At 67.7% G+C, this 20,608-nt stretch carries 19 protein-coding genes; 6 read left to right on the top strand and 13 right to left on the bottom strand.

Going from position 1 to position 20,608, the window contains the following annotated elements:
- The 6 genes from BoBH3_RS08635 to BoBH3_RS08610 form a co-directional block, all read right to left on the bottom strand.
- Complete coding sequence (locus tag BoBH3_RS08635) at nt 1-702, bottom strand: ABC transporter ATP-binding protein (RefSeq protein ID WP_262330352.1); 702 nt, start codon at nt 700-702, stop codon at nt 1-3.
- Complete coding sequence (locus BoBH3_RS08630) at nt 695-1,447, bottom strand: ABC transporter ATP-binding protein (RefSeq protein ID WP_262330351.1); 753 nt, start codon at nt 1,445-1,447, stop codon at nt 695-697. Before BoBH3_RS08630 ends, BoBH3_RS08635 begins: the two co-directional genes overlap by 8 nt.
- Nucleotides 1,447-2,412, bottom strand: a complete 966-nt coding sequence (locus BoBH3_RS08625; protein WP_262330350.1) for a branched-chain amino acid ABC transporter permease — start codon at nt 2,410-2,412, stop codon at nt 1,447-1,449. Before BoBH3_RS08625 ends, BoBH3_RS08630 begins: the two co-directional genes overlap by 1 nt.
- Entirely contained in the window at nt 2,409-3,281 is an 873-nt protein-coding gene (locus BoBH3_RS08620) for a branched-chain amino acid ABC transporter permease (protein ID WP_262330349.1), read from the bottom strand. Before BoBH3_RS08620 ends, BoBH3_RS08625 begins: the two co-directional genes overlap by 4 nt.
- 189 nt (nt 3,282-3,470) lie before the next feature.
- Complete coding sequence (locus BoBH3_RS08615; RefSeq protein ID WP_262330348.1) at nt 3,471-4,688, bottom strand: ABC transporter substrate-binding protein; 1,218 nt, start codon at nt 4,686-4,688, stop codon at nt 3,471-3,473.
- A gap of 72 nt (nt 4,689-4,760) precedes the next feature.
- Nucleotides 4,761-5,540 carry a GntR family transcriptional regulator gene (locus BoBH3_RS08610; RefSeq protein ID WP_262330347.1) on the bottom strand — a complete coding sequence of 260 codons (780 nt, stop codon included), beginning with the start codon at nt 5,538-5,540 and terminating at the stop codon, nt 4,761-4,763.
- Nucleotides 5,541-5,660: 120 nt separating this feature from the next.
- On the opposite strand from BoBH3_RS08610, the gene leuC reads away from it, so the two are divergent.
- Both leuC and leuD read left to right on the top strand, forming a co-directional pair.
- On the top strand, nt 5,661-7,103 hold the full coding sequence (gene leuC, locus BoBH3_RS08605) for a 3-isopropylmalate dehydratase large subunit (protein ID WP_262330346.1): 1,443 nt from the start codon (nt 5,661-5,663) through the stop codon (nt 7,101-7,103).
- Entirely contained in the window at nt 7,100-7,717 is a 618-nt protein-coding gene (gene leuD / locus BoBH3_RS08600; protein WP_262330345.1) for a 3-isopropylmalate dehydratase small subunit, read from the top strand. The genes leuC and leuD overlap by 4 nt, the downstream gene beginning before the upstream one ends.
- A 7-nt stretch (nt 7,718-7,724) precedes the next feature.
- Here leuD and BoBH3_RS08595 read toward each other — a convergent pair whose 3' ends face one another.
- The 4 genes from BoBH3_RS08595 to BoBH3_RS08580 all read right to left on the bottom strand — a co-directional run bounded on the left by BoBH3_RS08595 (nt 7,725) and on the right by BoBH3_RS08580 (nt 11,796).
- Nucleotides 7,725-8,075 carry a hypothetical protein gene (locus BoBH3_RS08595; protein WP_262330344.1) on the bottom strand — a complete coding sequence of 117 codons (351 nt, stop codon included), beginning with the start codon at nt 8,073-8,075 and terminating at the stop codon, nt 7,725-7,727.
- Nucleotides 8,076-8,110: 35 nt separating this feature from the next.
- Nucleotides 8,111-9,694, bottom strand: a complete 1,584-nt coding sequence (locus tag BoBH3_RS08590) for a serine hydrolase domain-containing protein (protein WP_262330343.1) — start codon at nt 9,692-9,694, stop codon at nt 8,111-8,113.
- A gap of 73 nt (nt 9,695-9,767) precedes the next feature.
- Nucleotides 9,768-10,661 (bottom strand): hypothetical protein, encoded by an 894-nt coding sequence (locus tag BoBH3_RS08585; protein ID WP_262330342.1) that lies wholly within the window; start codon nt 10,659-10,661, stop codon nt 9,768-9,770.
- Between the two features lie 265 nt (nt 10,662-10,926).
- A complete protein-coding gene (locus BoBH3_RS08580) occupies nt 10,927-11,796 on the bottom strand; it encodes an AraC family transcriptional regulator (protein WP_262330341.1) in 870 nt (289 codons plus the stop codon).
- A 515-nt stretch (nt 11,797-12,311) separates the two neighbouring features.
- Between BoBH3_RS08580 and BoBH3_RS08575 the strand changes: the two genes are divergently transcribed.
- The 4 genes from BoBH3_RS08575 (at nt 12,312) to BoBH3_RS08560 (ending at nt 15,790) form a co-directional block, all read left to right on the top strand.
- On the top strand, nt 12,312-13,034 hold the full coding sequence (locus BoBH3_RS08575) for a response regulator (protein WP_262330340.1): 723 nt from the start codon (nt 12,312-12,314) through the stop codon (nt 13,032-13,034).
- Nucleotides 13,031-14,368, top strand: a complete 1,338-nt coding sequence (locus BoBH3_RS08570; RefSeq protein ID WP_262330339.1) for an ATP-binding protein — start codon at nt 13,031-13,033, stop codon at nt 14,366-14,368. Before BoBH3_RS08575 ends, BoBH3_RS08570 begins: the two co-directional genes overlap by 4 nt.
- A 103-nt stretch (nt 14,369-14,471) precedes the next feature.
- Nucleotides 14,472-15,026: a hypothetical protein gene (locus BoBH3_RS08565; protein ID WP_262330338.1), complete on the top strand. Its 555-nt coding sequence runs from the start codon at nt 14,472-14,474 to the stop codon at nt 15,024-15,026.
- A gap of 86 nt (nt 15,027-15,112) precedes the next feature.
- Complete coding sequence (locus BoBH3_RS08560; RefSeq protein ID WP_262330337.1) at nt 15,113-15,790, top strand: SGNH/GDSL hydrolase family protein; 678 nt, start codon at nt 15,113-15,115, stop codon at nt 15,788-15,790.
- A 45-nt stretch (nt 15,791-15,835) separates the two neighbouring features.
- On the opposite strand, the gene BoBH3_RS08555 is transcribed toward BoBH3_RS08560, so the two are convergent.
- The 3 genes from BoBH3_RS08555 to BoBH3_RS08545 form a co-directional block, all read right to left on the bottom strand.
- Nucleotides 15,836-16,387, bottom strand: a complete 552-nt coding sequence (locus BoBH3_RS08555; protein WP_262330336.1) for a hypothetical protein — start codon at nt 16,385-16,387, stop codon at nt 15,836-15,838.
- Nucleotides 16,388-16,593: 206 nt separating this feature from the next.
- On the bottom strand, nt 16,594-18,903 hold the full coding sequence (locus BoBH3_RS08550) for a molybdopterin guanine dinucleotide-containing S/N-oxide reductase (protein WP_262330335.1): 2,310 nt from the start codon (nt 18,901-18,903) through the stop codon (nt 16,594-16,596).
- 167 nt (nt 18,904-19,070) lie between these two features.
- Nucleotides 19,071-20,582, bottom strand: coding sequence for a globin-coupled sensor protein (locus BoBH3_RS08545; protein ID WP_262330334.1), 1,512 nt, complete (start codon nt 20,580-20,582; stop codon nt 19,071-19,073).
- Between the last annotated feature and the right edge of the window lie 26 nt (nt 20,583-20,608).

Genomic DNA, 20,608 nt, shown 5'->3' with positions numbered 1-20,608 from the left:
TCACAATCCGAGATAGGCGTGCTTGAGGGCAGGATCGGCGGCGATGTCCTTGGCCTGGCCGGAGACGACGATGCGGCCGTTCTCGAGGACATAGGCGCGGGCGGCGAGTTCCAGCGACTGGACGACGTTCTGCTCGACAAGCAGCACCGCGAGCCCATCGGCCGCGATGCGGGCGACGAGCGCGAACATCTCCTCGACCAGCAGCGGCGAGAGCCCCAACGAGGGCTCGTCGAGGATCAGCAGGCGGGGCTCGCCCATCAGCCCGCGGCCGATGGCGAGCATCTGCTGCTCGCCGCCGGACAGCGTTCCGGCCGCCTGCGTCGCCCGCTCGCGCAGGCGCGGAAACAGCGTGAAGATCCGCTCCAGATTGGCCTGCCGCCCCGGCTTGCCGCGCCGGTAGCTGCCGAGCACGAGATTGTCGCGCACGCTCATATTGGGGAAGATGCGGCGCCCTTCCGGCACATGGATCAGCCCGGCGGAGACGATTGCGGCCGGCTTGAGCCCGCCGATCTCGGTCTCCTCGAAGCGGATCGAGCCGGCGCGCGGTTTGATCAGGCCGGAGAGGGCGCGGTTGAGCGTCGTCTTGCCGACGCCGTTGGCGCCGAGCACGGCGACGATCTCGCCGGCGCCGACCGAAAGGTCGATGCCGCGCAGCACCTCCGTGCCGCCATAGCCCGCGACGAGGCCTTTCACCTCAAGCATCGGCGCCTCCAGCCGGCTTGGCCTGCAGGCGCTTGGCGGCGCCCTGGCCGAGATAGGCCTCGATCACGGCCGGGTCGCTGGCGATCTCGGCCGGCTTGCCCTGCGCGATGATTTTGCCCTGTGCCAGCACATGGATGTGCTCGCACAGGCTCATCACTGCCTGCATGACGTGTTCGACCATCAGGATCGTCACGCCGCGATCGCGGATGTTGCGGATGACGGGGATCATGTCCCGGATTTCGGAAGGATTGAGGCCGGCGAGCACCTCGTCGAGCAGCAGCAGCCGCGGCTCGGTCGCGAGCGCGCGGGCGAGTTCCAGCCGCTTGCGGCCGGCGACCGTCAACGCCGCGGCAGACTGCTCGAGCTGACCGCCGAGCCCCACCAGATCGGCGACGGCCCGTGCCTTCGCCTGAGCATCGGCGCGGGCCGGATGCCGTAGATAGGCGCCGACCGCGATGTTCTCGACCACGGAGAGCCCGGCGAAGGGCTGCACGATCTGGAAGGTGCGCGCGATGCCGAGCGCTGCCCGCTCATGTGCGGGCAGCGCCGTCACATCCTGCCCGGCGAAGGAGACCGTGCCGGAGCTCGGCTTCTCGAAGCCGGCGACCAGCGTGAAGAGCGTGGTCTTTCCGGCGCCGTTGGGGCCGATCAGCCCGGCGATCGAGCCCTGCGCGACATCGAGGCTGGCGGAATCGACCGCGACCAACCCGCCGAAGCGTTTGGTGACCGATTGAACCGAGAGCATCAGCGAGTCCTCCGGCGGTCGAACACGCTCGCGAGTCGCTTCAGCAGGCCCATGATGCCGTCCGGCGCGAAGGCGATGGTGGCGATCAGCAGCAGGCCGTAGAGCACCAGGTCGATGCCGGGGATGCCGCCGGCAAAGAGCTTGGTCAGTTCGCCGAAGCCGTGCAGGGCGGCAGCGCCGAGGATCGGGCCGAAAGCCGTTCCGATGCCGCCGACGATCGGCGCGACAAGGGCCTCGATCGAAATCCAGGGTCCATAGGCGATGCTCGCGTCCAGATAGAGATAATACTGCACATAGAGCGCGCCGGCAGCGCCGGTGATCGCGGCCGAGAGCGTGATCGCCTTGAGCTTGACCGCGAGCGTGTCGACGCCGAGCGCGCGCGCCGCGTCCTCGTTCTCGCGCACCGCCGTCAGCCAGGCGCCGAAGCGCGAGCGCATGATCGCGATGGTCGCGATGAGCACGAAGCCGACGAGGGCGAGCGCGATCCAGACGAAGGCGGCGCGGCTGGCGAACTGGAAGTTCGCAGGCCCCATGTCCAGTTTCACCAGCGTCCCGGCCGCGCCGCCGGTGAACGTCGATGCGTTCGCGAGAATGCGCAGGACCTCGGCGAAGGCGAGCGTCACCAGCGCGAAATAGGAGCCGCGCAATCCCGAGCGGAAGCTCAGGAAGCCGATGATCCAGCCGACGGCGCCGGCCAGCAGGATACTCAGCGCGAAGGCGACCCAGGCGTTGACGCCCCAATGCGTCTGCAGAAGTGCCGTCGTATAGGCGCCGCTGCCGAAGAACGCCGCATGGCCGAAGGAGAACTGGCCGGCGAGCCCGCCGAGTACGTTCCAGCCCTGGGCCGCGAGCGCGATGATGAGCGCGAAGACAATGAAATTCAGGACGGTGTTCGCCGTGATCGCGAAAGGCACGAGCGCGGCGGCGGCGATGAGGACGATTGCAGGGCCATAGGCGCGGATCATGCGCGCGCTCCGAACAGGCCGGTCGGCTTCACCAGAAGCACCAGGATGAAGATCAGGAAGATGCCGATCTGGCCGAGGCTCTCGCCGAGGAACAACCCGCACAGGCTTTCGACCACGCCGATGAAGAGGGCGCCGAGCAGGGCGCCGGGGATCGAGCCCATGCCGCCGAGGACGACGATGGTGAACGCCACCAGCACGAAGGCGTTGCCGGCGCGCGGCGTGACATAGAAGGTCGGCATCAGCAGGCAGGCGGCGATGGCGACGCTGGCCGCGCCCAGCCCGAAGGTCACGGCGTAGATATGGGGGACATCGATGCCGGCGAGCGCTGCGCCGGTCTTCTCCCGCGCGACGGCCCGGATGGCGCGGCCCGTATCGGTCGCGCGCAGCAGGAAGCCGAGCAGGAGCGCGACGATGAGCGCGACGCCGAAGGCCGCCACGCGTGGCACGGCCAGAAAGGTGAAGCCGAGATCGATCGATTCGAAGGCATAGGGTACGTCGATCGAGCGCGTATCGGACCGGAAGATCGCGAGCATCGCGTTCTCGATCACGATCGAAAGCCCGAGCGTGACCAGCAATATGTTGCGATCTTCGCCATGGCTTGCCGGGCCGATCACGAAGCGCTGCACGGCATAGCCCAGCACGAAGAAGAGCAGCGTCACGGGCAGCAGGGCGAGATAGGGATCGATGCCGAGCGCGGTCTGCGCCACATAGGCGGCGAACATCGCCGCGGTCAGCGTTGCGCCATGGGCGAAGTTGATGATGTGCAGCACGCCGTAGACGAGCGTCAGCCCGAGCGCGACCAGGGCGTAGATGGAGCCGGTCATCAGCCCGTTGAGCACGGCCGCGAGAATGATGTCGGGTGCAAGCATGATTGGCTTCTCCCTTCTCCCCTTGCGGGAGAAGGTGGCCCGATGGGCCGGATGAGGGGTCTCGCGACGCATTCCGTGCCGCGAGATGAGATGTCGCCATATGAGGGGCAAGGGGCCCCTCATATGTCCGGCTTCGCCGGCGCCCCTTCTCCCGCAAGGGGAGAAGGGGCGGTTCGTGCTGCGGCTTCCTTAGGCTGGGCGCGGGAAGACCGGCTTGGCGTCGGCGAAGTCGGTGGGGAAGATCACCTTGATGTCGGCGCCCTGGATCTGGGTGTTCACCGGTGCGCCGCCCTGGTTCTGGCCGTTGACGAATTTGGTCGGGCCATAGGGCATGATGTGACCGGCGTAGGTCGAGTTCGCGAGCGCCTCGGTTACCTTGGCCTTGTCCGTCGAACCGGCCTTCTCGATGGCGTCTGCCAGCAGGCCGACGCAGGAGTAGTTCAGCGGAATGTTGTAGGTCCAGAACTTGCCGGAAGCCTCGACCTGCTTGCGCAGGGCCTCGGCGACGGGCTTGCGCGGATCATGCCAGTGGTTGCAGTCCATGACGAACTGCGCGGCTTCGTTGAATTCCTTGACGAAGCGGTAATTCGAAGCTGCGCCGTTGAGCACCGCATAGATGCCCTTCGGGCGGATGCGTTGCTGCTGCATCGTGCGCGCCAGCAGGGCGAACTCGCCATAGTAGCTCGATGGAATGACGAGGTCGGGGTTCTTCGAGCGGATCTGCAGGGCGATGTTCGACATGTCGCGCGCGGGCGTCGGATGGGCGATGGTGTCGAGCACCTCGAACCCCATCTTCGGCAGCTCCGCCTGCATCAGCTTGGCGAGGCCCGACCCGAAGAGGCCGTCCTCATGCACCAGCACGACGGTCTTCGCCGGCTTGCCGGCCGCCTCGTTGAGCTTGGCGAGGTTTTCGAGTGCCGTCTTCGTCACCATGCCGAAGCCCGGGCCGAAGCGGAACGTGTTCTTGAGCCCGCGGGTGACGATGGAATCGGCGACGCCGACATCGACGATATAGGGCAGGTCGTAGCGTGCCGCGGCCTGCGAGGCCGCAAGGCAGATCGGCGATGCGAAGCCGCCGACGACGGCGACGACGCCCTCCGCCTGCATGCGCTCGACCTCGGCCGTGCCGCCCTCGGGCGTCGAGCGCGCGTCACCGAAGACCATTTCGAGCTTGGCGCCGCCGAGCGCCTTGATGCCGCCGGCGTCGTTGATGGCCTTGATCGCCGCTTCCGCGCCGATCTGGCCCTGTTGGCCGTCATAGGCGAGGGCGCCGGTCACCGGCTGCAGGATGCCGACCTTGATGGCGGGCGCCTGGGCTCGCACGAGGCTCGGCATGGCGATGGCGGCTGCGCCGGTTGCTGCCGTGGCCAGAAGGCCGCGGCGGGAAATCTCCGTCTTCTGTGTCAAAGCTCGTTCTCCTCTGTCGTTCGCCGGTCTGATGCCGGCATTCTCATTCTGCCTGTTCGGGTTTGCTGCCTCTCAGCTGCCCGTCCCGCGGGCCGGCGCAGGCGACCAGCGCCGCTCCGAGGCATTGCCAGCGCGCTCGAGCTCGAGCTGGAACGCGTAGCGGTCCGGCCGGTAGAGCGCGTGCAGATGCTCGACACCCCGTCCGTCCGGCCCGAACACGATGCGCGTCAGCGAGAGCAGCGGCGAGCCGATCTCGAGCCCCAGCGCCTCGGCGACATCGGGGCTGGCGAGGGTTGCGCTGATCGTCTGGTTCGCGCGTTCGACCACGGTGCCGGAACGCTCCAGCAAGGTCAGCAGCGGCACGCTGGCGAGGTCGGCTTCAGAATAGGTCAGGCCGATGCGCTCCGGCACATGGGTGGTGAGATAGGAGAAGGGGTGGCCGTCGATCAAGCGCACACGCACCGAGCGCTGCGTGCGCTCGCCGGGCTTCAGTCCGAGCGCCTGCACGACGGTCTCGGGCGGCTGTGCGTAAGCGAAGGAAATCAGGCGCACGCCGGTGCGCCGGCCCATCTCGACGAGATGGGTCAGCATATTGGCGAAGTCGGCGACGATCGGCGCCGGCGCCTCGGGCTCGCGCACGAAGGTCCCCGAGCCGACGCGCCGGTCGATCAGCCCCTCCGCCGCCAGGCTGTCGAGCGCGCGCCGCACCGTCACCCGCGAGACGCCGTGCTCCAGCGCCAGTGCCGGTTCGCTCGCCAGCCGCGAGCCGGGCGCGATCTCGCCGCTGGCGATGCGCTCGCGCAGCAGCAGGGCAAGGCGCCGGGCCTTCAGAGGTTCGAGCGATGCGTCCAAGCGCGCTCCTGCGAGCGAATGGGTTGACTGAATATCAGGACAGTTAGTTGTCTAGCGTATAGAACAACTGACTTGCGTCAAGCCGCGCGATGGCTATTTTTGGAGGCATCGGAGGTCGCCATGGCGGGATCGCTCGCAGCCGCGGAACAGGAAGCAAGGAGCGCGCCGCGCACCTTGTTCGACAGGCTGTGGGACAGCCACGTCATCGTCGAGCGCCCATCCGGCGACGCATTGCTCTGGATCGACCGGCATCTCGTGCATGAGGGCTCCTTCCACGCCTTCGCGCAGCTCGCAGCGCGTGATGGCGTGGTCGCCGAGCCCGGGCTGACCTTCGGCGTGGCCGACCACTACGTGCCGACGCGCGACCGCGACCACATCGCCAATCCCGAGATCGCGCGCATGATCGACGATCTCGAAGCCAACACGACGCGCCATGGCATCGAGCTGTTCGGGATGAAGGACCCGCGGCAGGGCATCGTGCATGTGGTCGGCCCCGAGCAGGGGCTGACGCTGCCGGGGCTGACGATGGTCTGCGGCGACAGCCACACCTCGACGCACGGGGCCTTTGGCGCTTACGCCTTCGGCATCGGCGCCTCCGAGGTGGCGCATGTGCTGATGACGCAGACGCTATGGCAGAAGAAGCCGAAGCGGATGCGGATCAGCGTCGACGGACGCCCGGCTCCGGGCGTCGGCGCCAAGGATTTCATCCTTGCGATCATCGCCCGCATCGGCGCCGATGGCGCGCGCGGCCACGCCGTCGAATATGCCGGCTCGGCCGTGCGGGACCTGCCGATGGCCGGGCGCATGACCATGTGCAACATGTCCATCGAGGCGGGTGCCCGCTGCGGCCTGATCGCGCCGGACGAAACGACCTTCCGCTGGATCGAGGGGCGCCCGTTCGCGCCGAAGGGCGATGAACTCGCCCGGGCCATCGAGGATTGGCGGGCTCTGAAGAGCGATAGCGATGCGGAGTTCGACCGCGAGATCCGTCTCGACGCCGCGACGATCGCTCCGGTCGTGACCTGGGGCACGAGCCCCGAGGATGCGCTGCCGATCGATTCCGCCGTGCCCGACCCCTCGCGCGAGATCGACGAGGCGCGCGCTGCGACGATCCGCGCCGCGCTCGACTATATGGGGCTGCGGGCGGGGCAGCGCCTCAGCGACATCGCGATCGACCGCGTCTTCATCGGCTCCTGCACCAATTCCCGTATCGAGGATCTTCGCGCCGCTGCGAGCGTCCTGGCCGGGCGCAAGGCCGCGGTGCCGGGGCTGGTCTCGCCCGGCTCCGCGCTCGTCAAGCAGCAGGCGGAGGAGGAGGGGCTCGACCGGATTTTCCGCTCTGCCGGGCTCGACTGGGTGGAGGCCGGCTGCTCGATGTGCGTCGGCATGAATGGAGACAGCGTGCCCGCAGGCGAACGCTGCGCCTCGACGACCAACCGGAACTTCCGTGGTCGCCAGGGGCCGGGGTCACGCACCCATCTGATGTCGCCCGCCATGGTGGCGGCCGCGGCCATCGCCGGGCGCCTCGTCGATGTGCGGCCGCTGCTGGAGGGCCGGTCTTGAAGCCCTTGCGCATCGTGTCGGGGCCGGCCTGCCCGCTCGGCCTCGCCAATGTCGATACCGATCAGCTGATCCCGGCGCGCTTCATGAAGCGCCCGCGCTCGGAGGGCTATGGCGGTTTTCTGCTGCATGACCTGCGGCGCGACGAGGCGGGCGCGGAGCGGCCGGACTTTCCCCTGAACCGGGCGGGATGGCGCGAGGCGGGTATCCTGGTCGCACGGCGCAATTTCGGCTCCGGATCCTCGCGCGAGGCGGCCGTCTATGCCCTGGCGGATCATGCCATCCGGGTCGTGCTCGCCCCCACCTTCGGCGATATCTTCGCCTCGAACGCCGTCAAGAACGGGCTTCTGCCGGGCGTGCTCGACGATGCCGACATCGAGGACCTGCTCGCAGCCGTGCAGGCCACGCCCGATCTTCAGGTCACCGTCGATCTGGAGGCGCTGGATGTGCGCTGGGGTAATCGCTCCGCCGCCCTGACGGTGGACGCGGTCTGGCGGGAGCAGTTGCTCAACGGCTGGGACGACATCGACGTCACCCGCTCCTTCGCCGCGCAGATCGCCGACCATGCCGCCGCCGACGACCGGCGCCGCCCCTGGGCGCGCCCGGCGCGGAGTTGAGCGCCGCTCACCAGCCGCGCTGCTGCTTGATCATCTTCTTCTGCGCGTCCTTCTGGTGCTTCCAGTAGTCCTTCTGCGCTTCCCGCTGCATCTCGTAATAATCGCGGATCCGGTCCTTGCGGGACGTCGAGTCGCGATAGGCCTGCCAGTCGTAATGGTCGTCGTGGACGTAGTTGTCGTCGTCATCATTCAGGAAATCGGCGAAGCCGCGCAACAGATTGCGCGCGGGCACGACGCCGTCCCATGCGGTGATCGTCGGCATGGGGGCGAGGATCGGCGCGGCAATCGCCACCGAACCCGTCGCCGAGAGGGCGAGGCAGAGGGCGGCCCGGATTGCGAAGCGGGAATGGACGCTCATGTTTCCACCATCAGGTTGGGCGCTGGGCCGTGGGCCTATCGGCCCGGCTCGCGCGTGAAGACATGGGGAAGCTCCGGCGACAGCCAGCGCAGGACGGGGCGTCCTGCGCCGTCACGCTCGAAGCGCACCTGCGTGAACGAGGCCTCGCCGGTCATGGCGACGATGGGTGCAAAGGCTGGCGTCGGGGCGAGGCTTGCCGAGAACAGACTCGGCTCATCCTTGACGGGCTCGAGCGCGACGACGGCTTCGGTTTCCTCGAGCGTCATCCGAAGCTTGCCGTCGACGATGGCGACGGTCGCGGTCCCCAAAATGGGGGATGCGTAGCTGCCGGCGAACTCGGCTGCGCGGGCCGGCAGCGGGACTGCCGGACCGGAAACGCGTTCCTTGCGCTCACGCTCCTCGCCCGCCCGCACGGCTGCTGCGCCGAGCGCGATGTTGTCGACCTGCGGATTGCCGAGGGCCCGGTCGTAGAACCATTGCGCCAGCGAATCCGCCATCGAGGAGTTGCCGAGATTGGTGAGGATCACGATCCCGACCTTATGGTCGGGCAGGAAGCCGACATGGGCGCCGAAGCCGGTGGTCCCGCCATTGTGCCAGATGATCCGGCCATTCGGCGTGGCGGAGGCGACCCAGCCCATGGCATAGGCCAGGCGTTCGTTCATCGCGACGCGTGGTGTCCAGGTCACGTCGAGATTCTGTTCGGAGACGAGGACCTTGCCGTCGAACTGGCCGCGCCCGAGATGCAGGCGCAGCCACTGCGCCATGTCTTTCACATTGGAGTTGAAGGCGCCGGCCGGCCCCACGGAGTAGGGGAAGGCGAAATGGAACGGGATGGGGAGCGGGCGCCCCTCCGGCCTGTGGCCCACGGCGTGGTTGGCCGCCTGGTCGATGGCTTCGGGCGTCATGCTGGTCGATGTCATGCCGAGCGGATCGAGCAGACTGCGCTTGACCGAGTCGAACCAGGAGTTCGCGCCGTTGACCTTGGCCACGATCTCGCCGGCGACGACATGCGGAATGTTCAGGTAGCGGAAGTCCGAACGGAAAATCCCCGTTTGCGGCGCTACGCGCAGCGAGCGGATCAGCGTGTCTTTGTCGTAGCCCAGCAGGGCCAGGCTGTCGTTGACATAGGCCGTCAGGCCGGATCGCTGCGCGGCGAGGTCGAGAATGCGGAAGTCCCGCGTGATCCAGGGATCGGCCAGCTGGAAGGCCGGCAGGTGATCGATGACGGGGTCGGTCCATTTCAACCTGCCGGCATCGACAGCCTGCGCGAGCGAGGCCGCGAGGAAGGCCTTTGTCGTCGAACCGATCTGGAAGAGGGTATCGGGGGTGACGCTCTCGGACTTGCCGACCGTCCGGACGCCGAAGCCCTTGCTGTAGATCAGCTTGTCGTCGAAGACGATCCCGACGGAGGCCCCGGGGACGCCGAATTCCTTCAACCCGGTGGCGATCTGCTTCTCCAGCTCGGGGATGAGGGCTTCGATCTTCGGCAGCGAGGTTTCGGCCCTCGCCGGCTCGAGGCAGGGCAGCGCGACGAGCACGGCGGCGACCAGGCTGCGGCAGAGCTGCCCGATGCTTTTCGCGCCAGCCGGGCGGATCTCCGCGAAAGAGGACGAGAGCATGGAACCTCCTGTATCGTCGCGTTTCGGCAGCGGGGAGGGCTGGCCTGCTTAGCGCCGGGCTTCCCGGCCCAAATCAGAACGTCCAGCCGATATCGAGCTGAGCTACGTGGCGGCTGAAATTGGTCAGGTCGAGCGGGCGGTCGCGCCCGCGCTCATGGCCGGCCACCTGGACATTGTAGGCCACAGAGATCGCGAGCGATTCCGTCGCCTGCCAGTAGATGCCGGGGCCCATGAAGGTGGCATGGCCGGCATGGTTGCCGAGGCCGAGCGAATTCTGCTGGCGCAGATGGCGCACTTCGCCACTGAGATAGACGCCGTCCCGGACCTGCCAGGCGAGCGAGGCGCCGAAAGCGGTGTTCGAGCTGCGCGAATAAGGGTCCGGGCCGTTCCAGATCAGATTGTGCGAGACGTTCACCGCCCCGAAGAGCGTACCCGGGATGATGATGCGATCGGCCAGCAGCTTGAAGGCGGTGTTGTAGCTGGAGAACTGGCCCGTGAACCTGTCCTGGTTGCGCTCCAGCCCCGTCTCGACGCCCAGCGCCAGTCCCACCCCATGGTCGCGATGGGTGAGCAGCCGGTATTTGGCTTCCAGGCCGCCGCCATAGCTGCGGTCCTTCAGGCGCTCCGTCGCCACCTTGGAGCGGGTGGTGCCTCCGAACAGCGATGCGCTGACCTCAAGGCAGGGGAACAGGCCGTAGGAGCCCTGCAGGTTGCCGTTGCGGTTGAGCGAGCGGCCTTCGCGGACGCCGGCATTGCCGCCCAGTGTGAGGCCGAGGCTCCCGCGACCGAGATCGGAGATGCCGGAGGAATCGGTGAAGCCGAAGGCATCTGTCGGCGCATCGTCGAGATCGTCGCAGACGGCAGCCTCTTCGGGCTCGGGCTGCCCCTCGATGGCGAGGCTTTGCGAGCCGGCGAGAACGAGCGCTCCGAATGCAATAAATCCGGATCTCAGAATAGATTTAGACAAGAGGGCGGCTTTCGTCGGATAGGTCGCGTCGATCTATCGGATTTCAGCTTAAATTGACGTTAAGGACGCTCTCTCAATTGTTTTATATACGTAAGATTAGCGGAGAAGAATGGGGCTGATTTCCTCGGTAATTTCCAGTGTTGGGCGGCGGCGAGCCCGGCAGCTTATGAACGGCGCGCGCCACCGAGGCGCCCGTGAGGGAGCGAGCCGCGCAAGCCCGTTCGGATATCTGCGCGGCCCTGCCTGCGTTCCCGATCTCCGGTGCTCAGACCTGAACCGGCACGTAATAGTCCATCGTCGCCCCCGGTGCAGTCAGCGGCCTGAGATCATTGTAGCATTCGAAATCGGGCGTTCCCGTCGGCGTCAGGCCGGATTCGGGCATGAGATGTCCCCAGACCTGCCGGATGCCCTCCGCTATCTGCAGATGGACCGGGCCGCCATCGAAGGTGAGGCGAAAGACGACATAGGTGGCGGGCTCGATGACCTGTCGCTCGAAGCCGTCCGGCAGGGCTGCATTGTCGTCCACCTCGACACCGGCCATGTAGCTGATCGTGCGCTCGTCGCGGTCGATGCCGGAAACGACGCCGTAGCTTGTGCAGCCCTTGACCTGTCCCTCCAAGGGCAGCGCTCCCATCAGGCGCGACCAGAGCTGGGGAATCCCGTCCTTGTTCGTCTCGTCGAAGCGTCTGGCCGGCCCGGCGACGATGAAGCGGTCGCGTTTGACGAGTTCGCCCAGGCGTTCGATGGCTGTCGTGTTCTCGGCGGTCGAGGTCATCGGATACTGTCCTTCCATGGGTTCGACGGCAAAGCCGTCGCGGAAACGGGCGGGAGTCGTGCCGAACACGCGTTTGAAGGCGCGCGTGAAGGCTTCCTGCGAGTCGAAGCCGCAATCGAAGGCGAGATCGACGAGGCGCAGCCCGGGTTCGGCGAGGAGGCGCCTGGCCCCTCCCAGCAATCTCCTGCCGCGGACATAGTCCATGACCGTGCGCCGGGTGTGGGCCAGGAACATCCGGGAGAAGTAATACGGCGAATATCCCGCCTTCTCCGCGATGACATCGAGGCTCAGCTCGTCATCAAGGTGCTCTTCTATCCAAGTGACGATCTCCTTGATGGTCTTCGCGGGCCCGGTCTCCATACCGATCACTATCGGCAATCCGGCGCCCGTCGTCTTGACCGATCTTGCGGTCGATGCGGCGGACGGAGCCCGCATTCCCGCGGCCAGAAACAAAATGACACCATCGGGAAACACCCGTTCGGCATGGCGGAAACAAGCGGTGGTTACCCCGCTGGCTGCACAGCCGCCGGAATGCCATGTCGAATCCCGCTTCATCCTCCCCGCTTTCTTCGAACACCTCCGCCCGCCCGGCATGGCCGCGCCGGGGGGAGGCCATCTGCTGGGCTCTCGCAGTCCTTTGGACCGTCATTCTGCTTGCCCGCTTCCTCGGGGCAGGGCCTGAGGACAGTGTCGCTGCCTGTCGCAGCGCGATCTATCGCGACCCGGTGACGGGCCGCGAACAGGGCATCGGGAGCGCGCGCGTCGCCCGCGACGGCGCGATGACCTGCCATGGCGTGACCTACGGCGCAGGCCCGCGATGACGGCTGCACGAGAACCGGCGCTCCGATATGCTTGCACCGCTTGAAGCTTTGGACATGGCCGTGAATGCATCGTCGCATATCCTGATCGTCGAGGACGACCGCGAGATCAGCGCGCTTGTCGCCCGCTACCTGTCTCAGAACGGGATGCGCAGCGCGACCGCGCGCGATGGGCGGGAGATGGACCGCGCGTTGCGGGACGGCCGCTTCGACCTGATCGTGCTCGATCTGAATCTGCCCGGCGAGGACGGCCTTTCGATCTGCCGCCGCCTCCGGCTCGCCACCGCGGTGCCCATCATCATGCTGACGGCCCGCAGCGAGGACGTGGACAGGATCATCGGCCTGGAGATGGGCGCGGACGACTACCTCGCCAAGCCCTTCAATCCGCGCGAGCTGCTGGCCCGCATAAGGGCCGTGCTGCGCCGCCAGGGGCCGGGCCTGGTCGATGCGTCCGAGCCTGCCGGCTCCTTCATCTTCCTTGGCTGGACGCTGAACGCCGGCAAGCGCGAGCTGAGCAACCCGGACGAGGTCCGCGTCGCGCTGACGGGCGCTGAGTTCGACCTGCTTCGCGTCTTCTGCGAGCGGCCCGGCCGCGTGCTCTCCCGCGACATATTGCTCGATCTCACGCAGGGCCGGACGGCCGCGCCCTTCGAGCGCAGCATCGACATCCTGATCAGCCGCCTGCGGCAGAAGATCGAGCGGGAGCCGCGCGAGCCCGAGCTGATCAAGACGATCCGTTCCGGCGGCTATCTCTTCACCCCGGCTGTCGAGCGGCAATGACGCGCCTGTTTCGCCTGCCCTCCGGAATCGGAAGCCAGATCGCGCTGCTGGTCGTCGGCGTCATCGGCCTGCTCTATCTGATCTTGTCCGTGGCCTTCGTCCTGCAGGCGCCCCGCAACAGGCCGGGCCCGCCTGTCTTCGAGGTCGTCGCGGCGACGGTCCGGCTTGTCGCGCAGATGCCGCCGGAGCAGCGGCAGGGCGTGGTCGATGCCGCGAACCGGGCCGATGAGCGCTTTCGTTTCGGCCTGACGGCGAAGGGCCCGGCGGCGTCGCCGTCAGTCGCCCAGGAGCCTCATCCCGATGCGATGGCGCTGCGCCTCGGCAGCGGCTTTCAGGCTGTGCCTCAACCGCAGGGCAGGGGCGGGCCGCCTCGAAAATTCCTGATCGGCCTGCCGGACGGCACGGGTCTGGAGGCCGAGCTTCTGGATGATCCGCTCGGACAGGCGCCGCCGCGGCCGATCTCCGTGCTGGTGCTCTCGACGATCATCCTCCTCGGTCTCAACATCGGCGCCCTGACGCTCTGGGCCTCGCGCGGCATCACCGCGCCGCTCGCGCGCTTTGCCGCCGCTGCCGAGGAATTCTCGATCGATCGGGACCCGTCGCCGCTTCGCGAGGAGGGGCCTGCGGAGGTCCGGACCGCAGCGCGCGCCCTGAACAGGCTGAGGGACCGCATCCATGCGATGTTCGCGGACCGCACGCGGATGCTGGCGGCGATCAGCCACGATCTGCGGACGCCGATCACGCGCATGCGCCTCAGGGTCGAGTTCATCGAGGATGCCACGCTGCGCGGCCAGCTCACCCGCGATCTGGAGCATATGGACTCGATGGTCCAGGGCGCTCTTTCCTATCTCCGCGACGCCGACCGGCGCGAGGAGCCCGTCGCGGTCGACCTGTCGAGCCTGCTGCAGACCGTCGCCGACGAGTTCGGCGACATGGGCCACGACATCCACTTTGACGGCCCGCGCCGGGTGGTCGTGATTGGCAGCGCGCAGCAACTCGAACGCGCCGTGACCAACCTCGTCGAGAACGCCGTGCGCTACGGCAAGCAGGCCAGCATCCGCCTTCGCGAAGAGGAGGAACTCGTCGTCGAGATCGCTGATGATGGGCCCGGTATCCCGGAAGCTGATCGTGTGCGCCTGCTCGAGCCCTTCATGCGCGGCGACGAGGCGCGCGGGCGGCTCGACTCCGAAGGGTTCGGGCTGGGCCTCGCCATTGCCCAGTCGATCGCCGTCGCCCATGGCGGGCGCCTGACGCTGCATGACAACGAGCCCCATGGCCTGCTGGCGCGGATCAGCCTGCCGAGGCAGGCAGCCCCTCCGCGTTCGAAGGCCTGACGGCGCATACAACTTTCAACCCGCCCGAAACATTCGGAAATATTGGCGCCGGCATTCTGCCCGACCGCCCGCACAGAGTCCCGTAGCAACGAACGGGACGAACATGCTCTCTTTCATCCTTCATCATCGCCGAACGGCCGCCTGGGCCTCGGCCGCGGCCGGCCTTGCGCTGCTCGGTTCCGCCCTGGCGCCCATCACCGAGGCGCCGGCCACCTCGCAACCTCGCCTGGTCGCCTTGCAGCGCAGCCCATCCGGCAAGATCGTCGACAGGTTGCCGGGAACCGCGCCGGCGGCCTCCCGTCTCGCCGCAAGCTTCCTGCAGTCGGACTGGGCCATGTCGGTTGCCTTCGAGCCGGGTTTCGCGGTCGCTTCGGCAGCGACGGGCAACCCCGACGCGCGGGACGATGTCGTCGCCGACAAGCCCGTTCGCGTCGCCGCCGCCAAGGCCATTGCGCCGGCATCGAAGCCGGCCCGCCAACCGGCCAAGCTGCACATGATACCTCAGGCAATCGCAGCGCTGCCGCCGTCACGCCCGGTCTCGCTTCGCGCACCGCAATCTCCAATCGAGATCGCAGCCCCGAAAGAAGGGCGCCGGTCCTATGCCTCGCGGATGATCGCCTTCGTCGGCTCGCTCGCGGCAATGGCCAGCCCGCTGTGATCACGGTCTTCTCGATGGCGCGTGGGCCACGATTGCTGCGTCGCGGACTGGGCTCGTTCCCCTTGCTGGCGCTTACGCTGTGTCTGTTGTCGGCGGCGATCGCGGCGGGTTGGGTCGCGCATGGCCAGGGCCCGGGCGACGGTCCCCCGCCCGCCTTCGAGGGTTTCCGCCAGGTCCGACTGAAGACCATCCAGTCCCAGCTCGACCAGGTCCAGGGTTCCTATCTCGTGATCCTGGGCGATTCCCACGCGGAACGTCTGTTCATGCCCACGCTCTGCGGCTTGCCGCTGGTGAATGCCGGCATCTCGGGTGCGACAGTGGCCGACGTTCTCGACCTCGCCCGGAAGATCAGGCCGCCGCGGGAGCCGGAAGCGGTTCTGCTCGTGGTCGGCACGAACGACATCTGGGCCAAGCGCAATCCGGAAACCGGGGAGGCCGAAGGCCGCTTCCGCTCCGGCCTCGACGCCTTGAAGCAGCGCCTCACAACATGGGGCGGGCGCCGAGCCCTGATCGCCATACCGCCGGTCGCGGACAAGGAGGACGCACTGTTTCCGAGGTCGGCGGCGGCCCGCTATTCGAGCCTGCTCGCGCAGTCATGCGAGCCGGCACGCTGCACGTATCTCGATGTGTTCGGGGGAGCGCCGGATGGGGCGAGAGGGCGCGCCGCTTTCAGCGATGGCGTCCATCTGCGCGACTATGCCGGCTTCATGCGCAGGCGGGAGGCGGAGCTTTGCAGCAGCCTCGGGCTCGCGACGCGCAAGTGAGCCATGCCGCGGCGCCTTCTGGCACCGCGACCATGATCTCGCTGCTCAGACAGCCTGGTCGTAGAACAGGGACGAGACGGAGCCGGTCGAGGAAGCCGTGCCGCTGCCGGTGTAGGCGGCGTTGGTCTCGCCGACCTTCTTCATGAGTTCCTGCAGCAGCGCTGCGATGTCGATGTTGCCGGAGAGGCTCGAAGAGGCGGAAGCCGTGCTCTCGTCGTCCTCCTCGCTCTCGCTCGGAGGCATGCCGGGCGGAGGGCCGGGGGGCGGCCCGCCCGCGCCTTGCGGCCCCGAGCCGAAGGCGGCCGAGAACACGCTGCGCAGCTCTTCCGCCTGGTCGCTGGTCAGGCTGCCTGCGCTCACCTGCGCATCGATCAGGGCGTCGATCTTCGACTTGGGATCGCCGGACTCCTTGGCGGACTGGCTGCCGCGCGAGGACCGCATGCTGGCATCGATGCTGTCGAGCGCCGAGGAAAGCGCGCTCTGGTCGCTGGAGGCAACGGCACCGCTGCTGACCTGGCTTGCGAGCGTGGTCTTCAGCATTTCGAGGGGAGAGGGACGTTGATAGGCGGCCGATGAGCCGGATATGGCACTGGTCATGGTGGGCTCCGCTGAACCGAGACTATTCCCGGCCGCTCCATGACCTGTCTTTGCCTGTTAACTGGCCGTTACGGCGCAAAACCGAATTGGTTTCCCATGGTTTCGCCAAGGAGTCCGGAAACATACGAGAAACAAATTCAGGGGTTTAGGGCGCCATGCGAGCCCGGCTCAGGCGGGGAGAAACCCGCCCGAGCCGGGATTGGAAGCTAGGCCGAGACGGGCGGCTCATAGGCGTTGATCGGCGGGAGATTGCCGTCGAACCGCTCGACGTTGACGGTTGTGAGCTGCCCCGTGCAGCCCTGCGCCAGCGCCGAGGTGCCGATGTCCCGCGTCAGGACATTGGGGTTGCCGTGGACGCAGAGCGACTTGTCCTCGTTCGGGTCGGCTGGATCGTACCAGGCGCCGGTCGGCAACTGGATCACGCCGCGGCGGATGCCGTCGGTCAGGACCACGCTCGCGAGGCAGGCGCCGCGCTCGTTGAAGAGGCGGATGATGTCGCCATCCGCGATCCCGCGCTGGCTTGCGTCGTCCGGATGCATGCGGGCGACCTCCCGGCCGCGCTGCTTGGCGCCGCTGCTGTGTCCGCCGAAATCGAACTGGCTGTGCAGCCGCGTGCGCGGCTGGTTGGCGACCAGCACATAGGGCTCCGACGCGGTCGGCACATGGACCGGCCCGAGCCAGGCGGGATGGCCGGGGCAATCCGCCTCGCCGAAGCTCGCGATGGTTTCGCTGAAGATCTCTAGCTTGCCGCTCGGCGTCGGCAGCGGGCGGCCTTCCGGGTCTTCGCGGAAGGCGCGCAGCTTGCCGCCGTCATCGGGCTGCTGCGGCAGCAGGAAGCCTTCGCCCGCCCAGAACTCGGCGAAGCTCGGCGCCGGCAGCCCCTTGGCCGCCAGCGCCTCGCGCGTCGGCTCGTAGAGATGCTCCAGCCATTGCCGGACGCTGCGCCCCTCGGTGAAGGCCTCGCGCGCGCCGAGGCGCTCGGCGAGATCGGCGAAGATGGCGTAGTCGTCGCGCGCCTCGCCATAGGGCGGCACGACCGGGCGCATCGGCAGGAGCAGCGGGTCGTTCGAGTTCGCGCCGATGTCCTCCCGCTCCAAGGTCATGGTGCAGGGGAGAACCACATCCGCATGGCGGGCCGTCGCGGTCCAGGCCAGCTCATGGACGACGAGCGTGTCGAGCTTCGCGAAGGCCTTGCGCAGGCGGTTGAGGTCCTGGTGGTGGTGGAACGGGTTCCCGCCGGCCCAGTAGACCAGCTTGATCTCGGGATAGGTCCGCGTCTGGCCGTTATAGCGGTAGCTCTCGCCCGGGTGGAGCAGCATGTCGGAGATGCGTGCGACCGGGATGTAGTCGGAGACGCCGTTGCGGGCCTGCGAAAGCGTCCCCACCGGCACGGCGTTGAAGCGCCGCCCGTAATAGGCGATGGCGCCGAGAGCATAGCCGTAGCCGCCGCCCGGCAGGCCGATCTGCCCGAGCGCCGCCGCCAGCACCATGCCCATCCAGACCGGCTGCTCGCCATGCTCGGCGCGTTGCAGCGCATGCGCCACGACGATCAGCGCCCGCTTGCCGTGAAGCCGGCGGGCGAGTGCGACGATCTCGTCGGCTTGAAGGCCGGTCAGCTTCGCAGCCCAGGCCGCGTCCTTCGGCTGGCCGTCGCTCTCGCCGCGCAGATAGCGCTCGAAGACGGGCCAGCCCACCGTGCAGCGGTCGAGGAAGCTGCGGTCGTGCCGGCCCTCGATGACGAGCGTGTGCAGGATGCCCATCATCAGCGCGGTATCGCTGCCGGGGATGCAGGAGACCCATTCGGCCTTCGCCTCGTCGGGCAGGTCCGCACGCAGCGGGCTCACCAGCACGAACTCGCAGCCGCGCTCGGCCGCGCGCTGCATCCCGCCGCGCTCGACATGCTGGCTGACGCTGCCGCCGGCGACCATCGAGTTCTTCAGCGCCATGCCGCCGAAGGCCAGCACGATCTCGCTGTGCTCGGCCACCTGCTCCCAGGAGACGTTGCGCTTGGTCAGGTCCTCATAGTCGCCGATGATGTGCGGCACGAGCACCTGCGAGGAGCCCGAGGAATAGCTGTTCACCGATTTGACGTAGCCGCCGCAGGCGACGTTCAGGAAGCGGTGGATCTGACTCTGCGCATGGTGGAAGCGGCCGGCGCTGGCCCAGCCATAGGAGCCGCCGAAGATCGCGCCGGGGCCGGCGCCGTCCCTTACGCGCAGGAGTTCCGCGCCGAGCAGGTCGAGCGCCTTGCCCCACGACACCGGGACATACTCGTCGCGGCCGCGCCGCTCGTCGGGGCCGGGTCCGTTCTCCAGCCAGCCGCGGCGGATCATCGGCTGCGCGATCCGGGCGCGGTGCCTCAGCGCCGCGGGAAAGTTCTGGATGATCTCGTTGGGGTCGGGATCGCCGGCATGGGGCCTGACTTCGAGCTCGCCGTCGCGCATGCGCGCCGAGAAGACGCCCCAATGCGAAGTGTGCGGCACGAAGCCGCCGTCGAGATCATCGTTCAAGGACACTGTGCCGGCCTCATCTGCTTGATGTCTTTCGGTCGAAGCCTCGCTGAGGCTTGAAGTCAAGCGGGCTGTCCGCCCGGCAGGCATGCGCAGGTGTCACCTCATCAAGCAAAAAAGGGCGCCGGATGGCGCCCTTTTGAGGAGTAAAGCCATCTGCTGGCTCGGCTTGCTCAGGCGGCGACCCGACGGGTTGACCCGGCGGCCCGATGCGGTTCCTGCGTGCGGAAGGCCGCGACCATGCGGTTCAACTGCTCGATCTGATCGAGCAGGGTGCTGGCGGAGGCCGCGCTCTGCTCGGCCAGCGCCGCGTTCTGCTGGGTGATGTCATCCATATGGCTGACCGTGCGGCTCATCTCGTCGATGCCGCCGGCCTGCTCTTGCGAGGCCCCGGCGATCTCCTGCACCGTGGACGAGACTTTCGCGGAGGCGTCGACGATCTTCTGCAGCGTCTCGCCCGTCAGCCTGACGAGTTTGACCCCTTCCGCGACCTCGGTGTCCGACGCGGCGATCAGGCCCGTGATGTCCTTGGCGGCATCGGCCGAGCGCTGGGCGAGCGCCCGCACCTCCGCCGCGACGACGGCGAAGCCGCGCCCGGCGTCGCCGGCCCGCGCTGCCTCGACGGCGGCATTCAGCGCCAGAAGATTGGTCTGGAAGGCGATGCCGTCGATCACGTCGGTGATCTCCGAGATCTTCTTGGAGCCCTGCTCGATGCGCGCCATCGCCTCGATCGCGTCCTTGACGATGGTGCCGCCGGTGCGGGCGACATTGGTCGCCTCGTCCGCCAGCTGCACCGACTGGCGGGACGCCTCGGAGGAGCTCTTGACCGAGGCGGCGAGCTCCTCGGTGGTGGCGGCGCTCTCCTGCAGGGCGGAAGCCTGCTGCTCGGTGCGCGAGGACAGGTCCTGCGCGCCCGAGTTGATCTCGCGGGACGAGGCGGCGAGGCTGCCCGAGCTCGCCTTGATGGTGTTGACCATCTCGCCGAGCGTATCCATCGCAATGTTGAAATAGTCGCGGATCTGCCCGTACTCCCCGGGGATATCGGCGGTCATGCGATAGGTCAGGTCGCCCTGAGCGAGCGCAGCCAGGCCCGTTGTGACGCTGTGGACCGCGGCTTCGCGTTCCTGGGCCTTGGCCTGCTCGGCCGCGCGCGCATCGGCCTCGGCCTTCACGCGGGCCCCCTCGGAGGCCTCCAGATAGACGGAGATGGCGTAGTCCATGTCGAGCATGGCCGCCTTGACGACGGCTGCGATCTCGGCGCTGCGCTCCGCCGCGCCGGCCATCCGGCCGCCGAAGGCGTTCTTCGGCCACCGCGCCTCGATCAGGCTGGTGATGAGCTTCTCGAGGATGAGGGCGTAGCCGCCGATATACCAGCTTGGCTCCAGCCCGATCCGGGCATGCACCCGGCCGACGGCGGAGACCGCCTCGACATAGCTCTGGTCGAACTTGCCGCTCGCGATCTTGTCCCAATGGGTCAGCTGCCGCTTCTTCGCGGCGTCCATATGGGCAGAGTCACTGAAGAAGCGCTTCGTCTCCGGGAAGGCGGCGACACGGCCGTAGAAAGCGTCGAGAGCAGCCGGGAGAGCCGCGGTGACGACCTCCCTGACATCGCGTATCCGCGCCTCCGCCTCGGGCCCGAATTGAATGAAGGCAAGACGCCTAGCGAGATGATCAGACTCAGACACCGACTTCCCCCGGAATAGCGCGCAAC

The organism is Allobosea sp. BH3 (assembly GCF_025499465.1).
Lineage (GTDB): Bacteria > Pseudomonadota > Alphaproteobacteria > Rhizobiales > Beijerinckiaceae > Allobosea.
Note: the sequence above shows the minus strand (reverse complement) of the source record. Positions and strands in the feature narration are given on the sequence as shown.

Coding starts and splice junctions, on each gene's coding strand:
- BoBH3_RS08565 (WP_262330338.1), top strand. CDS start 14,472: ATGCTCTCTTTCATCCTTCATCATCGCCGAACGGCCGCCTGGGCCTCG.
- BoBH3_RS08630 (WP_262330351.1), bottom strand. CDS start 1,447: ATGCTCTCGGTTCAATCGGTCACCAAACGCTTCGGCGGGTTGGTCGCG.
- BoBH3_RS08555 (WP_262330336.1), bottom strand. CDS start 16,387: ATGACCAGTGCCATATCCGGCTCATCGGCCGCCTATCAACGTCCCTCT.
- BoBH3_RS08575 (WP_262330340.1), top strand. CDS start 12,312: ATGGCCGTGAATGCATCGTCGCATATCCTGATCGTCGAGGACGACCGC.
- BoBH3_RS08570 (WP_262330339.1), top strand. CDS start 13,031: ATGACGCGCCTGTTTCGCCTGCCCTCCGGAATCGGAAGCCAGATCGCG.
- BoBH3_RS08625 (WP_262330350.1), bottom strand. CDS start 2,412: ATGATCCGCGCCTATGGCCCTGCAATCGTCCTCATCGCCGCCGCCGCG.
- BoBH3_RS08590 (WP_262330343.1), bottom strand. CDS start 9,694: ATGCTCTCGTCCTCTTTCGCGGAGATCCGCCCGGCTGGCGCGAAAAGC.
- leuC (WP_262330346.1), top strand. CDS start 5,661: ATGGCGGGATCGCTCGCAGCCGCGGAACAGGAAGCAAGGAGCGCGCCG.
- BoBH3_RS08595 (WP_262330344.1), bottom strand. CDS start 8,075: ATGAGCGTCCATTCCCGCTTCGCAATCCGGGCCGCCCTCTGCCTCGCC.
- BoBH3_RS08580 (WP_262330341.1), bottom strand. CDS start 11,796: ATGGAGACCGGGCCCGCGAAGACCATCAAGGAGATCGTCACTTGGATA.
- BoBH3_RS08620 (WP_262330349.1), bottom strand. CDS start 3,281: ATGCTTGCACCCGACATCATTCTCGCGGCCGTGCTCAACGGGCTGATG.
- BoBH3_RS08635 (WP_262330352.1), bottom strand. CDS start 702: ATGCTTGAGGTGAAAGGCCTCGTCGCGGGCTATGGCGGCACGGAGGTG.